The 15,244-nt window shown below is 52.9% G+C and carries 7 protein-coding genes, 2 pseudogenes and 1 other annotated feature; of the genes and pseudogenes, 7 read left to right on the forward strand and 2 right to left on the reverse strand.

The features are described 5' to 3' along the window. Positions 1-15: 15 nt before the first annotated feature. Positions 16-891 (reverse strand): annotated as a pseudogene (locus RCI20_RS00020) (IS3 family transposase); the annotation flags it as partial. Between the two features lie 102 nt (positions 892-993). Here RCI20_RS00020 and RCI20_RS00025 point away from each other — a divergent pair. Next, a pseudogene (locus RCI20_RS00025) lies at positions 994-1,311 on the forward strand (IS30 family transposase); the annotation flags it as partial. Here the strand turns inward: RCI20_RS00025 and RCI20_RS00030 are convergent. Continuing rightward, entirely contained in the window at positions 1,264-3,918 is a 2,655-nt protein-coding gene (locus RCI20_RS00030; RefSeq protein ID WP_306602393.1) for a type I restriction enzyme HsdR N-terminal domain-containing protein, read from the reverse strand. The pseudogene RCI20_RS00025 and the gene RCI20_RS00030 sit on opposite strands and share 48 nt — an antisense overlap. Positions 3,919-4,525: 607 nt before the next feature. Between RCI20_RS00030 and RCI20_RS00035 the strand changes: the two genes are divergently transcribed. The 6 genes from RCI20_RS00035 (at position 4,526) to RCI20_RS00060 (ending at position 14,797) form a co-directional block, all read left to right on the forward strand. Then, positions 4,526-5,446 carry a DUF4007 family protein gene (locus tag RCI20_RS00035; RefSeq protein ID WP_306602394.1) on the forward strand — a complete coding sequence of 307 codons (921 nt, stop codon included), beginning with the start codon at positions 4,526-4,528 and terminating at the stop codon, positions 5,444-5,446. Next, on the forward strand, positions 5,446-8,769 hold the full coding sequence (locus tag RCI20_RS00040; protein WP_306602395.1) for an ATP-binding protein: 3,324 nt from the start codon (positions 5,446-5,448) through the stop codon (positions 8,767-8,769). The genes RCI20_RS00035 and RCI20_RS00040 overlap by 1 nt, the downstream gene beginning before the upstream one ends. Next, complete coding sequence (locus tag RCI20_RS00045) at positions 8,766-9,620, forward strand: phosphoadenosine phosphosulfate reductase family protein (protein ID WP_306602396.1); 855 nt, start codon at positions 8,766-8,768, stop codon at positions 9,618-9,620. The genes RCI20_RS00040 and RCI20_RS00045 overlap by 4 nt, the downstream gene beginning before the upstream one ends. A 137-nt stretch (positions 9,621-9,757) precedes the next feature. After that, positions 9,758-9,876, reverse strand: a sequence feature (AL1L pseudoknot). A gap of 365 nt (positions 9,877-10,241) precedes the next feature. Beyond that, positions 10,242-11,933 (forward strand): DEAD/DEAH box helicase, encoded by a 1,692-nt coding sequence (locus RCI20_RS00050; protein WP_306602397.1) that lies wholly within the window; start codon positions 10,242-10,244, stop codon positions 11,931-11,933. Positions 11,934-11,942: 9 nt separating this feature from the next. Beyond that, positions 11,943-13,715: an ATP-binding protein gene (locus tag RCI20_RS00055; RefSeq protein ID WP_306602398.1), complete on the forward strand. Its 1,773-nt coding sequence runs from the start codon at positions 11,943-11,945 to the stop codon at positions 13,713-13,715. Next, positions 13,715-14,797, forward strand: a complete 1,083-nt coding sequence (locus RCI20_RS00060; RefSeq protein WP_306602399.1) for a hypothetical protein — start codon at positions 13,715-13,717, stop codon at positions 14,795-14,797. The genes RCI20_RS00055 and RCI20_RS00060 overlap by 1 nt, the downstream gene beginning before the upstream one ends. The last annotated feature ends 447 nt before the right edge of the window (positions 14,798-15,244 follow it).

The following is a 15,244-nucleotide window of genomic DNA, read 5'->3' on the forward strand; positions in this document are numbered from 1 at the left end:
TGGAGTTCCCAGGATTTAGTGGAGACCTTTGCCTTGTTGCTTGAAGTTGGCCTCAAAGTCATCAGGGCTGACGCCTGACAGATGCGAGTGCTTGCGCGTTCGATTGTAGAAGCTCTCAATGTAGTTAGAAATCTCTTCCGTTGCGAGTGCACGGTTTTTGTAGATGTGCTTCTTGATAAGTTCCTTCTTCAAGCTGCCGAAAAAAGATTCCGCCACGGCGTTGTCCCAACAGTTGCCTCTGCGACTCATGCTGGGTTCAAGGTGGTTGGACTTGCAAAAGCGCCTCCACGCATCGCTTCCGTACTGTGAGCCTTGGTCGGAATGAATCAAGGTTTCTTGTGGATGGCGACGGCGAGTGGCCATCAGCACAGCGTCAAGAACGAGCTCACGTTGAATGCTGCCTCTCGTGGCCCAACCTACCACTTTGCGCGAGAACAGATCGATGACCACAGCCAGATAAAGCCAGCCCTCCCAGGTGCGGATATAAGTGATATCCGTCACCCACGCCTTATCGGGTTGCGAAACGGTAAACTGACGCTGGAGTAAGTTCGGGATCAAGACAGCCGGCTTTCCCGCCACCACACGTCTTATGCGAAACCCTCCGTGGGCTCTCAAGCCGTTTTCCCGCATCAGGCGCTCTACACGATGCTTGCTGCAGGTCTCACCCGCTTCGCGAAGATCGAGAAAAACTCGAGGTGCGCCATAAATCCCGTGGCTGCGATCGAAAGAGGCACGAATCAACCGAAGCAACCTCGCATCTTCCTGATCTCGTTCGGAGATTGGCTTTTTAAGCCAAGCGTAAAAGCCACTGGGCGCAACATCAAGCACGCGGCACATGGTTTCAACGCTGTATCTATTCTTGTGCGCCTCTATGAATTGGTAGGCAAGACGGACATGACTGGAATTTCGTTTGGTGTCCATGAAGTCCCTCCCATGAGATGAGGATAGGTTATTTTTCCCTCTCCACTAAATCCTGGGAACTCCACCGCCAGCAGTGTTGTGATGTCACTGACCGCTCAAATGAAGAAACTTCCGCAGAAGGTGCGCAAGAGTTTGACGTGGGATCGCGGGCAAGAGCTCTCTGCCCATAAACGGTTCTCGCTGGATACGCAGATGGCAGTTTATTTCTGTGACCCCAGCAGCCCTTGGCAGCGCGGTACCAATGAAAATACGAATGGCTTACTAAGGCAATATTTCCCCAAAGGAACGGGGCTTGCTGGATATACTCAAGCACAGTTGGACAACGTCGCTGCTCTGCTGAATTCAAGGCCAAGAAAAACACTTGGGTTCCAAACGCCGGCGCAAGTCTTTAACGCGGTGTTGCAGTGACCGGTTGAATCCGTCGCCGCTAATTTCCTGGGGGATTACCCTCGGATCTTCAGCGTCTTGCTCACACCCATCGTGAAGGCCACGCCCGAGGTCTTCGAGAATGTTCTCCAACGTAGTTACTGACGTATAGGGCGAGAATATTTCAATCGCGGCCGTCAATATCGGTGCCATCTTGTCGTATTCGGCGGCCTGGATATCCTCTGATTCCAAGATGGATTCCATCGCGCCGGGGCACATGCTTCCGTAATACATTTCACTTAGAGTGCCCTGAGCCTGCTCAAGTCCTTCCATGTGCTCATCAATCTCTTGCTCTGTGATGGCACCGGCCCCTTGAGTAAGAGCATCCAGGAAAGAAATAGGCGCGAGATACCCGAGGCAGGTGCTGGCCTGCGTACGTACGTCAGGGTCATTGTCATAACGTAAAGACACTAACGCATCCGCTATATCGGAATGGTCTGAATCATCGCTTGAAGAATCCCAATGCAAAGACCGTAAAGCGTCCAGCACTATCTGTCCGATGCCATCCGTGTCCACCGGGCGTGTAGCAGTGCCAGTGAAAATGGCACGAAGGAAGTCCTCCACTGCTCGTTCTTTTCCGAGGATGCTCGACAGTACGTCGCCATCGTCGGCGATAGACGCGACCAATTTCACGGCTAATATTCTGACGACACGGTCTTCATCGTCCATTGCTACGCTAAGCGCGAACTTAAGTATTCCATGGTCCTGGTCCGAATACGTTGGCACAAATTCACATAAGGACGCGAGGAATAGCCGTCGGACCGAAATGTCTCGGTAGCAAGGTAAGGCACCGGACGAATCTTTAAGCAAAGCCAAATGCGAGGGCTGTCGGAAGAACCATCGCAGTGAGGCTGTACCTGCTTCGGTTGTCGTGGCGAAAGAAAACTCTGAGATGAGATCCTCGTTAGCGGCTAAACGTTGAGCCCAGCGTTTAGCCATGTACGCAATACAAAAATCTCGTTCTCGACCGAAATAGAAGTCGACCGATGGGTATCCATGTTGATTCGTTTCCATCGCCAAGATCGCCGCCTCAAAAAAGCCATTTGGAATTTTTCCAGCGATAGAAGTGTTCCATATGCTCGCCACCTTGTCGGAGGGAACAGGACTGCCATTAGCGAACATATCGAAAGCTAGCGTCCTCAAACACGTCATTACGTCGTAACTCTCAAGACCGATGGCCCGTGAGATTTTTTGTCGAATCGTTTCGTCTACGATTTTAGGCTCATCCAGCAGATCAGGTAACGTGGCGTTTTCATACAAGCGCATCGCATTGCCGAGGAGATAAGGCTCGGCAGTTTTCAGGTGGGACTTAGGTACATTTACGTTGTATGTCGACGCGTAAACCCGATATGCCTCATCCACCTCTCCAGGGGAGTAGTTCCCAAGCGGTACCACGCTCCAATCATGACCCCTAGGAATTTTTTCCGGTTCGTTTTCTAGAAGCAAGGCAAGCGCGGCTGATATATCACTTTCCTCGGCTAGAAATGCCGGGTTTCCAGATGGGGCGATGAGGAGGCGTGTTGCTGCGGTACTAGTAAGAGATATGACTATCTGTATCTGCGCACAAGAAATTCTCTCGCATTCACTATCGATTGTCCGAGCAAGCTGTAGATTTGCTTCGTTCCACCCATCGAGCACGATAGTTAGATTCTTGTTGAGCTGTCTCAAAACAGAACTGATTTTTCTGATGAGGATGCTATGCGAGTCGACCGCATTACCAAAGCCCCATTCAAAGTCGTTTGCCAATTCACCGAGAAGACTATTCGTTAGCCCGATAGCAGTGAAAAAAAGCGTTGGCTCGCCGTCGCGCAAACGTGAGCGGACGAATTGGCAAATGAAGTTGGTTTTCCCGACTTGCGGCCTTCCAACAATAAGAACGACGCGCCGCTTTTCCTCGTCAAGGAGCTTTAGGACACGCTCTTTAGCTCCGCCACGCTCCACAAATAGCGAAGAAATACATTTTTTTCCCGAGTGAATGTCCCCACTGTATAGCGCCCGCATACGAAATGCTGTTTGTGCTTCGCAGAAGGACAGAAAGTTTTCCGCAGACATCGCTATTAGCGACTCAAGCGCTTCTGCCCGAAGTTCGAGATCCTTTGCGCCGATGAAAAACGCGTTAGTGGAACAATGGGCGGCTATATCAATCGTCTGTCCGTCCAAGCGCTCCTTCGTATAGGTGTCAAAAATCACCGACTCTGGGCCATTAGTAACTATGACAAGCGGAGCAATATTGCCATCAAGCAAACGAGCGTATGAAACACCTTGATCGCGAGCAAGATCGTCTATCTTCTCGTGAGGCGCCTTCACCTCAACAATCAGTAAATTTCGACCTTCAGGGTTTTTTACGAGCACATCCGCTCTACCTGAAAACACACTAGCCTTAGGGGAATCACTAGTTGCCTTGGCTGCAGTTCCATTTCCCACGGTCAAAATGGATCTACCAAGCCGCACTTTGAAAGAAAACTCGAGACGAAGGTCTGTATCGTCGAAACCAAGGCTTTGTAGCCATGGCACAACAAGCTTTGTTCGGACATCCTCTTCGGAAGAAAGCACAGCTGCTTGGCGGGTCATTTATTCATCGATCGTCGGTTGAACACTTCGACACAAAAACGTGCGCTGAATGTACGCAGGGAGAACGGCATCACCGAAGGGCAGTTTAAGAACAATGGTACGGTATTTTTGCACAGACAAGATATCCCAACCGCATGATGTTCACCACTTCGCAAACACGGAACCATACCATTGGTATTAACGCTCCTATCACAAACAAGATGTTCCCTGGCCAATTTTCGGGCCACGAGACCTTTCTGAGCCGGTACGAAACAACGTATTGGCGGCTAGTGGAAACTCAGGTGGCAACCGAGAGGCCGAAAAGCGTTGTTAATTGGCCGAACCAATAAAATCCTCAACCTTCTTTCTGGTCTACTCCAGGGATGTGATTGGATACCAAGCCGTTCGACTCAGGTAATTAACGTGACGCAACAAAGCAACTAATTGTTTCGTTAGGAATTAGTTGAGATTAGTTAGCCAAGATATTGATGTTAGTAAGGTAACTGCGAGGCAAGCACCATCCATCCTTTCAAGTTTCACTGGCGGAACTCTCCAGTACGGACTAAACTGACGCTGCTGGTGATGTCCGCCAGTGCGTCCACGTTGGCAGTTTACCGAAGGAGGAATCATGCGGGGAAGGCTTTTTGACCCGAATTACAAGCCGCAGTTTGCCGGCCACGAAACCTTCCCACTTCGACATCTGTGGTTACGAAAGGCATACGATGCTGTCGCAAAATCCGGCACCATCGTGTCTCGCGGCATCTTCAACGACCCAAATGCCATTGTCTTGCTTGGGGTTGGCAAGAACATGGTCTCCGCCATTAGGCATTGGGGCCTTGCGTGCAAGGTGATTGAGGAGACCAAGGGCGGGTACATCCCCGGCCCAGTAGGCAATGCCCTCTTCGGTCCCGCACAGCTTGACCCCTATCTCGAGAATCCTGCGAGTGCGTGGCTAGCCCATTGGCTGATCGCCGGGGAAGGCAACCGGGCTACCACTTGGCATTACGTGTTCAACCATGTCTCGGCGCAAGCTTTCGAGAAGAGTACGGTAGTCAGCGGTCTGCGCGAAACCCTCGCCAACCGGCCGGGCGTTCGCGTGACGGAGTCGACATTATCTCGTGATGTCGAGGTTTGCTTGCGTTCTTACATCACGAAGGGTACCGCCAACGATACGGCGGAAGAGCTTGCGGAGCCGGTATTGACACAGCTTGGCCTCATAACTACGACGCGCGGCAGCTATGACTTCCGTGTCGGCCCCAAGCCGTCGCTGCCGGACGGCATCTTTCTCTACGCACTAACGGCATTCTGGCAGCAAAACGCCAGCACAGCCAACACCCTCGGCTTCGATTTGATCGCACTTGAAAGAGGCTCGCCTGGCATAACCTTCAAACTTGATGTCGACTCGGTCGCCGAGCGACTGGTGGATATTGAACGTATCTCCGGCGGCATCTATGCCTGGAGCGACACCGCCGGAATGCGGCAAGTCATCCGGCGCAAGGAGGTGGTACCAGATCACTTCTTGCCTCTTACCTATCTGGGGTGCAAGTAATGCTCTTCGCCGACAAGATTAATATCTCCCGCCAGTTCCTTCGTTCCATCCGCATTGATCTGGACTGGGGTAACGAAGCTGCCCTGCACGGTTTTGTCTGTCAGGCCACGGCACAGCACGTCATTGAATCTATGTGCCACCAGTTCACGGCAACTCGGCAGGCTGCATTTACCTGGACCGGCCCTTTCGGAGGCGGCAAGTCATCTCTTGCCTTGGCGTTTGCGTCGCTACTTGGCGGCGAGCCAAAGGTGCGCGCAATGGCGGCAGAGGTGCTAGGTGAGAAGGTCGTGGAACCTCTACGGAAGCCGCTCGGCATTGGCCCCGAGACGGAACCGTGGGCAGTAGTTCGGCTGGTAGGCCGCCGCGCTGATCCTATCGAGGACATCAGTGAGGCCATCCGCAACGCGGGCATTCCCTACGTTGGGCGCCGTCTCGGAGATGCGCCGGATGGTCGCCGCATCATCAAGACCCTGGTTGATATCGCGGAAGCTCGGCCGGACAATGGTGTTCTCGTCATCATCGATGAGCTCGGGAAGCTCTTGGAGTATGCAGCCACACATGGTGGCGATATTCACTTCTTCCAAGAGCTTGCTGAAGCCGCGTCCCGCTGCAAGGGAAGGCTACTGGTAGTCGGCATCCTCCACCAAGCCTTCGAACAGTACGCAGCCCGCCTAGGGAAGGAGGCCCGCGATGAGTGGTCGAAAATTCAAGGTCGGTTTGTCGATATTCCTTTGGTCGCCGCCGTCGATGAAGTGCTTGAACTTACAGCCCGCGCCATTGATGGAGCTGACATACCTCACCCGCACTCGGAGCCCTGGTGTAAGGCGCTAGCCAACAGTATCCACAAGAACCGCCCGGCCGCCCCTGCCGACCTCGCGCACCGCCTAGATCGCTGTTGGCCACTTCATCCCGTCACTGCGGCTTTGCTTGGTCCTGTCTCCAAGCGCCGCTTCGGCCAGAATGAGCGCAGCACCTTCGGATTCTTGGCCTCCGCCGAGCCCCGAGGCTTTTCGGATTTCCTGCGCACGACCGAGTTGGACTCGAAAGCCGTCTATGAGCCAGCTCGCTATTGGGACTATCTGCGCGAGAACCTTGAGGGGACCATTCTCGCCTCTTCGGAGGGGCATCGTTGGGCTCAGAGTGTCGATGCGATCGAGCGGTGCCAAGCCAAAGGCTCGCCCCTCCACCTTCGCCTTATCAAGGCCATTGCCTTGATCGATCTCTTTCGAAACGGCTCCGGCCTGGTCGCGGATAACTCTGTGTTGGCAACCTGCGCGCCAGAAGCATCCGAAGCCGAGATCGAAAAGACACTCGCCGACATGGCCAGCTGGTCGCAGATCGTCTACAGGAAGCACCTCAACACCTGGGCAATCTATCAGGGCAGCGATTTCGACATCGATGCCGCTGTGTCGGCAACATTAGCAGTGACGGCAGGGCTCGACATCAAGCGGCTATCCACACTTGCTGGCCTACAACCCATATTGCCGAAACGCCATTATCAGAAATCGGGAGCACTCCGTTGGTTTGGTCTTGATCTCGTGGCAGTTGATGACTTACGGGATGCTATTGCAGCATTTGATCCGCGCACCGGTATCAGTGGACACTTCTTCCTGGTCATGCCAACTCAAGGAGAAAGCCACCGGGCGTTGCAAGAGAGGTGTCGCACGGCCTCCGGCGAAACAACTCATCCCATCGCCCTGGGCGTGCCGGAAAACGCAGAGAGCATCTGGTCCCTTGGCCGGGAGTATCTGGCCCTTGAAACGGTTCAAAACAATAACACCGAGTTGTGGGGCGATCCGGTGGCCCGCCGAGAACTGAGAGCCCGCACCATGGTTGTCCTGGGCAAGCTACAAGATACATTGAGCAGCGCAGTATCCAATGCCCAATGGTATGTACATGGGAAGCAGCACCAGTGTGACAGCCGCCTCGGTCCGTCCGTCCTGGCGTCGGAACTGGCCGATAAGACCTACGAGGACTGCCCAAAAATCTTTAGCGAATTGGTGAATCGACATACGGTTAACAGCAACACCCAGGCGGCGCTGAATATTTTAGTCGGAGCAATGATCGACAACTCCGCCCAGGAGGCATTGGGCTTCGAGGGATTCCCTGCTGAACGCGGGCTGTATTCCACGATCCTGACGGCGTTGTGCCTCCATCAGCAAGTCGACGCGGATAAATGGGCGTTTGTTAAGCCTGCAACCGGCACGCATTCCAAACAGCTCGTTGCGCTATGGGAAGCGGCAGATCAGATGCTGCAGCGGGATGGACGAGTTACGCTTTCCGATATCCAGGAGCGCTGGAGCATGGGGACCTTCGGGCTGCGCAAAGGCGTTCGCGGCATCCTTAGTCTTGCCTACATTCTTACCAATCGGGATGTTCTCGCCACCTACAAGGAGGGAGTCTATCAACCCGAGATCAACCGAGAGTTCGGGCACGAAGTACTCCGTGATCCGGGATGCATCGAGCTACAGCTCGTTGTCCGCAACGAAACCTATGCTGACTTGCTCAATACTTTAGCGAACGCAGTTAAGACGGCTTCCGGCTCAGGCTGCGTCGTCGAACCGCTTGCCATCGGTCGCGCGCTAGTGAAGCTGGCGTTTGACCTTCCGCACTGGACGCGCCGGACTGCCAGCCATCCGAAACGAGCCGCCGATCTGCGCAAGATTCTCTTCCACGCTGCCGACCCTCACAAGCTCCTTTTTGTTGATCTTCCCCGCCTGTATGGGGCCGAGAATCCCCAAGCACTCGGGCAGCAATTGGCCGAAGATCTGTCTTCACTCCGAGCGGCCTATCCGGCAATGGTGCGACGTTTGAATTCCAAGTTGTTCAAGGCGCTCACCGCTGACGCCGGCAATATCGAAACGCTGCATGCGAGGGCTAAAGTGGTTAAGGGCCTAAGCGGCGACTTTAGGCTGGAATCCTTCGCTGGCCGACTGCTGGAATTCGATGGCTCCGAAGAAGCAATGGAAGGGCTAGTGAGCCTCGCCGTCAACCTGCCGACGACTGATTGGTCCGATGCGACACCGGATGTAGCTGAACTGGCATTGGCAGATATGGCACTGAAATTCCGCCACGCAGAAATGCTGGCGGCAATAAAGGAGCGGATCCCGACCCGCCATGCGATTGGTCTAGTATTTGGTACCGGCGAGCATGGAAAGACCACTATGCGAGCTATCGACGTTGGCCAGGAGGAGCAACAGCGAGTACTGGAGATGACCAGCAAGATTCTGGAAGTCGGATCGGGCAGTGCTGATGATACGAGACTACTATTGGCCGCCCTGGCCGAGGCCGGATCGATGTTACTGGAACGGGAGAACGGATGATGGAGAAACCTGCCGAGCGCCATGTACTCGGACTATCGGGGGGGCGTGACAGCGCTGCATTAGCTGTCTTCATGCGACAAAACCACCCTGACCTAGATATCGAATACTTTTTCACGGATACGGGCAAAGAGCTAGACGAGGTTTACAGCTTCCTTAGTAGGCTAGAAGGATTCCTTGGGAAACGGATTATTCGCCTAAATCCTGATCGCGGTTTCGATTTTTGGCTGAAGGAGTACAACCACTTCTTGCCATCCCCACAAACCCGGTGGTGCACCCGGCAACTCAAGCTCGAACCCTTCAAGCGTTGGATTCGCCCATCGCTGAAGGCTGGAACGAAAATCACCAGTTATGTCGCCATTCGCTCGGATGAGGACCAGCGCGAAGGACTAACGACGCAGGACCCTAATCTAAAGGTGGTGATGCCATTCCGCCAGCACGGCGTCGACAAGCAGGGGGTTATCGAAATTCTGGAGGGCTCCGGACTGGGCATGCCGGAATACTACAAGTGGCGCTCGCGCAGCGGCTGCACGTTCTGTTTCTTCCAGCAGAAAATCGAATGGGTTCGCTTGAAGCGTGAGCATCCAGATAGTTTCGAGGAAGCCAAAGGCTACGAGAAGACCGCTCTTTCGCATGGTTCGCCGTTTACCTGGAGCCAAGGAGAATCGCTGGAAGAGCTTGAACGGCCAGAGCGCACAGCGGCAATCGAGGCGGACTTCGAGATTCGCCGGCATCGCGAGCTTGCGCGGCGGGTATCGAACCCGCTACGCCCCGCATCTATTGATGCCAACGACATTGACAATCTGTACGACGAAGACGAAGGTGGTGGGGCCTGTTTAATATGCCATAAGTGACTTCCATTTCCTGAAAGAGCCCATGGTCAATCCCGCTCGAAAAATATTCGAAGCAGATTCGGAAATTCATAGCGCCAAGCCCGGGCACTGCGCAAAGCGGTATTACACAGGCAGGCGGCATGGCGCAAATAACCAGACGGGGCGACCCGCAATAACTTGCAGATCGGCTTGACCCCAAACTGCTGTCGGTTTGCTGGTCGATGAACTACCTCAACTCTACTTGAGGCGCTTGAGTTCCGTTTGCGCGAAAAATGCACTGACCAGCCGCAGAGTCGCGTTAGCTTGACGCAGCTCCCTGTTCTCCGTTCCGAGGCTTAAATGCTTTTCCTCTCGGTAGTCGTCACACCATCGCGAACACCCGTGTCGATCTCGTTTTTCTTAACCAAGTCGTGCAATTTCTGGGCCGCACAGCCAATCTTCGGAGCAATCGACTCAATCGCCGACTACAGCAAGGGGTAACCGTACAGCACTTGTCCCATAACTCGCCTCCCAATGGCCTGCACTGGATCGATATCCAGGTTATCCATCAACTGCATCTATAGATAACACAGGCCAAGGTTATTACGGTAACATTAAAATAACAGGCACGAATCATTGAGCCATCTGTGGTAGTTCCGAATCTTGTTCTGGCGCAAGTTCAAGTATCGATACGACGTTTCCGATATGCCAAGCTCGAACGGGGCATCGCGGGCAAACAAAAATATCTCCCAGATCTTGAGGAGAAAAAAGTTTTGCGAAGAGGCGAAGGTGGCAAAGCTCGAAGAACATTTGGCACGGTGCGGCTCTGAGTCGCTGATTGCTCTGCTGGGCGAAGCGACGATGACCTTACTAAGAAGGGTTAATAGCTCTGCATTGCAGCCCAAAGGTCTCTCGTACTTGATCGTAAGGACATTCGGTGAAGAAGGAGCCCTACGCAATCGAGATATTCGCAAGCTTCTGTTCTCTAAACTGACAGAAGATGAGGGAACAGCACTTTGTGAACTGTTGGACCTACCGGCGTTTGCCTCGTTTACGATACTTAACGATGCCGATTTTGATAATAATCTCTCCAACGTGGAAATCTTATCGCGTTGGTACGATGTGTCATATGAAGCACCAGACTTGGTCTCGCGCGAGAACGAAGGCTCGCGAAAAGTCACTGCCGGCCAAAAGCTCCGCTCCCACCAAATTAAGGCATATCAAAAACTGCGGCGTGCGATTGCCGATCCGAATGCCTCTGCTTTAGTGCACATGCCTTTCGGCGCAGGTAAGCTGCGCCTTGTCGCTACTGCTGTACTTGATCTTTACCGGTCGGAACCCGACGGGCCTGTTGTTGTCTGGCTAGCACCTGGAGAAGCGCTCTGCGATGAAACATTCATCGAGCTTAAACAAGTGTGGGGCCAACTTGGGTTGCGGGACGTCACTATCTTCCGCTTGTACGGCAACAGGCCAATGCAGGACTTAGGCAGTCTTGAAAATTGCATTGTCATAGCCGATATCACCAAACTCGGAAGGAATGACGCAGGGTTGGCGCAACTAGGTCAAAGAACACGCGTCGTCGTGCTCAGCGATGCAGAGCATATTGGTCACCCAGTTGGTGCTGATTTGATCGAGAAGATGGCGGAAAACGGAAATTTCAGCGTTGTTGGTATCTCGGCACTGCCCGGCAGCGCTATAAGCGCAGGCCAATCCAAGAATGCAGTGGAAACCGTGTTCGCTGGCTCATGCATCAGCATTGAGGACAACGATCCAGTTAGTCTTTTACGAGCAGCAGGCGACGTTGATACGATTGATGTTGGAACCAAAGAAGTCCCGTACGGTGTAGCTCAAATCGACGAAAACTGGTTCGATCTTAGCTCCGAGAGCGCCGTAGAACTCAGTAAGAACGTTGACCGCAATGAGGCAATTCTGGAGCTACTCCTGAACGAGGCAAAGATATCCGGAAGAGTTGTATTCTTTGCCACGACAGCCGAGCATGCGAGGCTGTTCGCAGGATTGCTCGAATTACGTGCTGTTAGAGCGATGGCAGTTACCAGCGAGAAATCGCCGGAACAGAGAGCCCTGGAAATACAAAAATTTAACGCACGTGATATCAAGATTCTCTGTGTTCATGGCTTCTTTCTTTCAGGGGAATCCGTACCGGAAGTATCCGTTGGTGTTATTGCTGCGCCGACGCTATCCGAAGCCGTATTCCATGAGATGGTTGGGCGCCTCGCAAGCGACCGTAGGGGACACAAGGGTAGCCCTCTCAGGCTCGTGTTAGTTGCCGATTCAGTTCCAGCGTACCGACGTCTGATAAACAGCTTGGGATCGTGGGACGAATTGAAAATTTAGGAAACGAAAATGGCCTTTCCGATCATCCCCCAGAATCTATCTATCTCCGCCATGCGTAGCTCGGGATACCGAGACACTGCCCACGCGTTAGCCGAACTCGTCGATAACTCGGTTCAGTCCGGCCAGGAGGCGGACATTAGAACAGAAGTGGAATTGATTTGTATCGACGAGGCACCAATTGGTGGTCGTCGCCGACTCTCACGTATAGGAGTCTTTGACAACGCCGCGGGAATGGATTCGGCATTGCTTCGCAAAGCTCTTCAATTTGGGAACGGTTCTCGCCTTGATCCTAAGCAACACAAGGGCATTGGGAAATTTGGAATGGGATTACCGAACTCTTCTATCTCCCAATGCAAGCGCGTGGATGTATGGAGTTGGCAGAATGGGATCGTGCATCACTCCTATTTGGACGTAGCCGAAATTCAACATGGAACGATGACGGAAGTACCTGACCCCACGGTATCTACAATTCCTGGAGAGTGGTTGAACCTTATCGCAGGCGAAATCACACCTCACGGTACATTAGTAGTCTGGAGCCAATTGGATCGTGTTTCATGGAAACAAAGTACAACCCTGCTCCGACATACAGAATTTATTGCAGGCCGCGTATATCGGCATTTTATAAATGGCAAATCCGTCCGGATTAGGCTTGCGGCCTATGAAAACAAAGACGGTCGATACACTCCTCTGTTTGAAAGTTTTGTGCGCCCTAATGACCCACTCTACCTAATGACGGGCACGAGTGCGCCATCGCCATTTGATCAGAAACCCGCCTTTGATCTCTTTGGCGAACCGCAAGTTCTTTCTGTTGGCTACAACGGGACAGAACACCAAGTCACGATACAGGCATCAATCTGCAAACCGGAAGCGCGACGCGAGGGTGGTCCGAAACCGATTGGGCAGCATGCTGTAAAAAACCAAGGAATATCTGTGGTTCGCGCTAGGCGCGAATTAGAGATGAACCATAGTTTCATAAACTCGTATGATTCCCGCGAAAGGTGGTGGGGCATTGAAGTCGAATTCGGCCCAGGCTTAGATGACGTTTTTGGGGTAACAAACAACAAGCAAGCCGCTACGGGATTCATGCGTATGAGTCTTGAGGAAGACGCCGAAGCTGAAGGCCTTAGCGAAAGTCAGTATCGGGAAATGCTGGAATTGGACCGTGACCTGCGCCTGCCGATGTACCGAATCAGCCGAGAAATCGAAAAGCTGCTGAGTAGTATGCGTACGAAGGTCGCAAAAATGCGCGAAGGTGAACGCGTTGAAAAACAAAAAGAAAGAGCAGAAACCAAGGCAGAAAAGGCGGCTACTGACTCTGTGAACCGTCGGCGCGAACGTGTTGGAGACACAGGCCGAAGCGACAAACAGGAAAACCAACCCCAGGATGAACGAACTGCTATATTAACCACTGACCTCGTTCAAGAAGGGGTCGACAGCGCGAAAGCACATGATATTGCTGTCGATTACGTTAACAAAAGGATTAAATTCCGTTTCAAACATGCTGACGTTCCTGGCCAAGCGATATTCGATGTGGCAACGGCAGGAGGCGTCATTCTCGTAACGCTCAACACCCGGCACCCTGTTCATGCACAGTTGTTTGAAGTATTGCGTGATGATGAAGCCGCAGGGAATTCTTATGCCAAAGAAGTTCTATCTCTGATAGCCGCATGGGCTCGACTCGAAGATGAAGCTCCAAGCGAAAAGGTACGTAAAGCTATTGAGGACATCCGTTTAGATTGGGGACGTATGGCTATGGACTTTTTCGAGGCAGAGGCTGACTAATGGGTGGCCGGGAGGCGATTCGGGGCTTTGTCGTGCAGACATTAGTCTGCTTGCTTGATTCTTTGCAGCCGACGAAAGAAGCCTGGACCGCGGTTACGATCGAGCCGGATTCGGATAACGATAAAGTCGATATTCTGTGGGAGTTCCCAGGTTCAACGCACGCTCAACAGGTTAAGTCATCGAAGAATCAGATCGGTCGCGGAGACGTCGTCACTTGGTGCAAAGAACTGAAGGCCTCGGGAAAGGCTGACAGCTACGAGCTTATGTTGGCGGGGCCAATCGCGGCAGCGGTCCTCGAGGACGCTCCGTTCGATGGCGTCGATGTGCCCCCCCCAGCCTCACTAGACACATTAGCGCTAATTGATCAGGCCATCACAAAGATAGACCGCTATCTGAGTGCAAAGACGATCACTCCCTTACCCCTGCCAATTCGCGAGTCGTTAGTAAATATAGTTTCGGCGAATCTGCTGGAAGGCGCGGTCCACGGTCGAAGGTTATCCCGAGAGGAATTCGATGGCTTGCTATTGCGTTGGATTACAGTTGCCTTTCCTGAGGCGATCGAGCGGCGTATGTCGGCAAATTGCGATGTGCTGTGGAGTTGCATCGAACTTGCAGGTCCGACAGATATCGCAAAAAGTGCATTCGAGCTGATTCTGCCTCTTACCGTTATCAACGGTGGCATCTCAACCGCCGTTGTCGAATGGTTTTTGTTGCGAGTATCAACAAATGACAGGGAGATGAGATATCGACCGTTGTCTGTTTTATCTGAAGCGACTGGAGGCACGATCGCGGAGCGACGTAATACAGCCAGACCATTCGGTGATTTTGCAATCCCCCCCGAGGGGGCAGTTCAGCAGGCGATACTTTTTGATCCGATCAAACGAAATGGATACGCAACGGATAGATGGCCTGAGGGACCTCATGAAGTAGAACTATTCGTAAAATATGCAGCACTGCCTGAACCGCATTTAGTAAAGAAGGTTTTAATCCCCATAACAATGGATGAGTTTGCGGTGCTTGGGTCTCTAAACACCAGATATATTGCAGTTTCCTGCCTAGATAACTACCTTGACGTACTTTGACAATCAAAGGGTTCCTACTCAATGCAGACTAAGTCAAGATGGTTATCGCCTGATTTATACAGCCACGCTTGCTTTATTGTCAGCCTGTAGGGTGAGTTTCACTGCGGTTGATGGCGCCAGTCTGAAAACCTCTCTACCAGTTGCCGATACCACCCAGGCCGATCGTCAAAGTCACGAAACATCAGGTTGTACCTAACAGCCTTCGCGTGCCACGCGTCGGTTAACCTCGGTCCCAGGTCGCCCAACAGCCACAACCCCAACGACAACAGATGGTGCCGTTCGTGCCGAGTGCGTTGCTCAATAGAAATGCGCCCAAGAGCCATTGGCGGGTAAGCGCCCGGCGAACTCAGGTTGATTTCTGATTCAGGTGGCGGATTCTGGCGCCCAGCGATGCGGTAGCAACTCGCCGATCCGGCTGTTGGGCAGAGTCGGCAGGCGAGACAGGAC

The sequence above is a fragment of the Azonexus sp. genome, assembly GCF_030824335.1.
In the GTDB taxonomy this organism is placed as follows: Bacteria; Pseudomonadota; Gammaproteobacteria; order Burkholderiales; family Rhodocyclaceae; genus Azonexus.